Here is a 4,679-nt window from a genome sequence, read left to right as displayed (position 1 = left end):
TGCATAAAGAATGGATTTCAATCCAACGGAAACCAAAGATATAAATGCTGTGTGTGTCAAAAGCGACAACAGTCTGACTATGGTTATAATGCATACAAAAGTAATATCAATCAAAATATAATTTTGTGTCACATTTTTTGATTTTGCGGTAATGCTGTTTCCATGATAGTTCTGATTCATTCAGGAGCTAAGCGCATATCGTGACGCAGCCGTTGAGTTTTTTCTTTTTTAAGGATTTCAACTATTTGTGAGGTTTCATTCTCGGTAAGTTCATTTTTCCACAATGCATTAAGTCCCTGGATGACCATTGTACTAATTTTCTCAATAGCTGCTAAATTTTGAGAGGTTGTTTTTTTGAAAAGAATTGTTCTTTTTTCAGTCGTTATTTTTCTGACAGCTCCATCGGTAAGGCAAACAGCATTTATTGGTATTTGTACAGAAAGCCCAAGTACATTCAGTACATATTGCCCGTAGGTATGATGCGTGCTCTGTCGCGGCGGGCAATTACCCTGGCTATGGTTTCTGTCGAAGGTGTGAGTGTAATGCCAGGTTGCTTGTTGATTTCTGGACGGGTATAAATACCTCAGGTAATTTTGGTAATTTTATTTTTATCAACAAGTCTCTCCAGTGTTTTACAGATGTTTTTAGCGATTCCAAAGCGGAGGAACTCATTTGTAAAACACAGTACTCCTCTTGGTTTTTTGAATCCCTCAATTACTTTATCTTCAGTGATTTTAAGTATTTTTAATGCATGTTATTTGTCGCGAATGTAGTAAATATTTGCGGCATTTTATTTTTTTTTCGAAATCGCAGGCAAAAACAAGTTGCACATTTATTCAAATTTCCGAAAACTGAAATTAGACAGATCTTGAGACGCATTATAACTTATTAATTTCTCAATGCACAAAAGCTAAATGGAAATTTTATAATTACCTATTGATAAAAGTTATAAAATACTTTTTCTTATTACGTAAGCGTATATTGATCCTCGTTCTATCATAAAATCAAGTATTGGGATGAACTTATTTTTTAATCTTATATCTTTTTTGATTTGTTTTGTTAGTCTTTAATTCCTTGACAGGGAAAAGAATTATTATTACGAGTATATTATTTTGTTAAACGATCAAAGATTTGACAACAATGAAGCGTTAAATGTCCACCTTTTTGTAGTTTAATATCTACGCTTTTAACTTTACTATCTAAATTGCATTAAAAAATGCTCTAATAATTGGGAGCGAGTTATATGGAATTTCTGAAGAATTATTAAAAATTTCGAATCAAATAGTTCATAGAAATATGTTTTGGAAAAAACAGCAGTATATATATTTTATAAGCTGCTAGTGTTGTTTTGTATGAATTTACCTCATAATTCAAGATAAAGTTTTTTGATAAAAACCACATAATGTAAGGGATTCCTAAAAAACTGACAAATAAATAATTTAAAATTTTTGCGTGTTAAATATTTTGTTATAAAATTGTGTTAATTATTAACAAAAGTAAAATTTTATAACAAAATCACAATCTATTATGAGAAAAATTGTTTTATCCGCATTTGTAGTTTTAATTCTACATTCATGCCAAAATGACAAAACAGAATCAACAGATGTTCAAACTTCAGCAATTACTCAACGTAGTTGCGCTACACAAGATGTTCTCGAAGCTCAATTAAAAGCCGACCCTACATTGGCTATCAGAATGAATGAAATCGAAGCATTTACAGAAAATAAATTACTAACAGGTAAATTGGTAAAAGGAAAGATTCAAATTCCAGTTATTGTAAATGTATTATACAGAACTGAAGCAGAAAACATTTCTGACGCACAAATCGAAAGTCAAATTGACATATTAAACAAAGATTTCAATGCTCAAAATGCTGATTACAAAAAGGTTCCTGCATTATTTGCTGGAGTTAAAGCAAATGTTGGAATTAGTTTTGTTTTAGAAAAAATCAACAGAAAATCTACAATAAAAGTTTCATGGGGAGAAGAAGACCCTATGAAAAAAACTGCTAGTGGTGGCATTGCTCCAACATCTCCAACTAAAAAACTTAACTTCTGGGTTTGTACAATTGGTGGTGGAACCCTAGGATATGCTCAATTTCCTGGAGGGAAATCTGCAACTGATGGTGTTGTAATTGATTCTAAATATTTCGGATTATCTGGTGCAGCGAATGCTCCTCTGAATTTAGGAAGAACTGCTACTCACGAAGTTGGCCACTGGATGAACTTAAAGCACATTTGGGGAGATGCAACTTGTGGAAGTGATTTAGTAGATGATACACCTTTACACAATACAAAAAATTTCGGAGCACCTGCTTATCCCCACTATAGTACTTGTAAAGGAACTCCTGTAGAAATGACTATGAACTACATGGATTATACAGACGATGATGCAATGTACATGTTTACAGAAGGTCAAAAAAACAGAATGGCTGCAGTATTTTTACCAGGTGGACCTAGAGCTGCTTTTGGTATCTAAAAAATTAAAACTATATAACATAACGCGTTAATAATTATTAAAAGCGAGATTTAACTATCTCGCTTTTTTTTGTTTTATAAATATAATCTTTCCCCCTTTTTTTCTATATCTAGACTCTAATGAAAGTAAACTAGATTGCATCCAAAACCATTTCGAACGGAATTTTAGAGCTATTAGGTACGAAAAAAACAAATCTATGTATTGAGTTTTGTTTCAGGTTGAATTAACATTTGTAATATATCTCCTATTCGAACTAAAATAAACAATTTAGACATGATCTTGGGTAACGACCTACAACCCATTAATTGCCCATAAGAAAAGATGTATCTAAAATTATTCTTTGAATTATTATTATTATTATTATTATTATTATTATATCATTTACTTCAGATGAAAAATAAATCTTTAATGAATTTTTACATACAAGTATTCCTCATTAAAATCAAAACTATTTATTATTAAAGAGAAAAATAGTAAAAATGTAACTACAAAATAAGTGATTACTTGAACTTTCTATAATATTTTGAGTCCAATATCATCATTGAGTGAGAAACTTATTGAGATCTGTTATTTTTGGAAGATCGTTATCTCTAATGGTAGCTATATTAGGAATGTATTTTCATTGAAAACTTTTGAGTTTTGTTAGAGATTTACTTAACTATTTAAAAGTTATTATTAAAAAAAAGTTTATTCGTTTCGCTTACTAGTTTTGTCACATATTTTTAGCATTTATTGCAATACTATCTTATAAAAAATAAAAAGGAACGAATTAACTATAATCTTAAGTGAGAGATAACTGAGTTTTATATAAAATATATCGGTTCTTACTTGTTTTATAGAGATAATACTATATTGTTGTAGAATTATTTCTATGTGTTTTGTTTTAATTTATTTCTGAACCACTATACCTTTGCAAAGTACAATGTGTTGTTAATGTTTTAAATACGACCCCAAAAAAACATGTTAAGAAATGAAATAATGTAAAGTAAAAAAACATGAATTTTTTAGTTAAAACAACTTGTAGAATTCTGCAAAATAGGGAAATGGATAGTATGTTATTTATTTTATTTGGAATAGTTTCTTAGAATTCTCCCAAACAGAATTTTAGTACTGAACTACAGAAAACGGCAGATCATTACAGTCATCCCACAGCGGATACTTAAAAAACTGAATGCAGTGTTGTTTTTGGTAGAAAATAGGGAAGATTGTCATGTAAACGACTCAAAGGAATTAAGGGCGTATTATACTTTTTTGGAATCGTTAATTAAAAAAAAATAAAGACTCTGATGCATTAGACAGCCTCTATAAAGACTATATCCGAGAATTTCCCAATACAGCCCAAGAGGCATTTTTATACAAAAAGGATATTAAAGCTGACTATTTAATTAAAAAGATGGATCAAGTCTTTGAGAGCTGGAAAGGATCATGAACAAAGCATCTTTACTTTCTCTTAGTTTTGCGAAAATCTTATTGGGCTCATCGTGAAATTCAAGAGCAATGGAGAAGACTTTACAAGAAAAAATATTCAGATTGCTTTAGTAGAAGTGATTTTGAGAGCTTAAGCATAATACAAGCCTGGATAAAACTAAACAACGAAAGGAAAAACTGAATATAAGAATCAACCTTAATGAAGATGAATTTTGTCAACAGCCAAAATTGCAGTAATAAGGGAGTTCCTTATGTAATAGATCAAGTGATTGACCAAAAATGGAATGTAGTATTTACTCCAGCTGGCACGGTTTGCTTTGCTACCGCCGAAGATAGCCTTGATGGAGATCTTAAGGACTTTAAAGAATGGAAAAAAAGATCTACAAAAATTCGCCATCAATTTTTTTCAATTCACACGCGGAGCCTTGCTTTTGTTTGTGGTAAAGAAAAAATTCCGTTGCAGCTTAATAACCCAGACATTTTCACTGGAATAATCAGTTACACAGGGGGTATCTGGGTAAGTAAAATAGGTGTCATACGAACAAAAACTGTAGAAAAAGTTAATTTACATTTTATCCACCTTAAGAGAGATAACCAATCCTAAAATTTATTATAAAATGAGAAAACCTACTATTATATTATTTCTATTGTTGTTCTTTTTGCAATTGTCGATTGCGCAATCTCAGATTGGAAAGCAAAAATTGAAAGAGTTTCGTGAAAATCCGAAATGGAAAGAAATGATGACTGATCCTAATGCTAATTTCTATGAAACA

General features: G+C 30.6%; 2 protein-coding genes and 1 pseudogene. 2 read left to right on the top strand and 1 reads right to left on the bottom strand.

The features are described from left to right. Positions 1-176 precede the first annotated feature (176 nt). Positions 177-715: pseudogene (locus ACN1CN_RS22535) on the bottom strand (DUF6088 family protein). Between the two features lie 812 nt (positions 716-1,527). Here ACN1CN_RS22535 and ACN1CN_RS22530 point away from each other — a divergent pair. Beyond that, a complete protein-coding gene (locus ACN1CN_RS22530) occupies positions 1,528-2,478 on the top strand; it encodes a zinc metalloprotease (RefSeq protein WP_419137906.1) in 951 nt (316 codons plus the stop codon). A gap of 1,633 nt (positions 2,479-4,111) precedes the next feature. Continuing rightward, positions 4,112-4,510 carry a hypothetical protein gene (locus ACN1CN_RS22525; RefSeq protein ID WP_419137904.1) on the top strand — a complete coding sequence of 133 codons (399 nt, stop codon included), beginning with the start codon at positions 4,112-4,114 and terminating at the stop codon, positions 4,508-4,510. Positions 4,511-4,679 lie beyond the last annotated feature (169 nt).

The organism is Flavobacterium sp. T12S277 (assembly GCF_048514875.1).
GTDB lineage: Bacteria > Bacteroidota > Bacteroidia > Flavobacteriales > Flavobacteriaceae > Flavobacterium.
Note: the sequence above shows the minus strand (reverse complement) of the source record. Positions and strands in the feature narration are given on the sequence as shown.

Bases quoted from the DNA above. Each gene is read 5' to 3' on its own strand.
- ACN1CN_RS22525 (WP_419137904.1), top strand. From the start codon at position 4,112: ATGAATTTTGTCAACAGCCAAAATTGCAGTAATAAGGGAGTTCCTTAT.
- ACN1CN_RS22530 (WP_419137906.1), top strand. From the start codon at position 1,528: ATGAGAAAAATTGTTTTATCCGCATTTGTAGTTTTAATTCTACATTCA.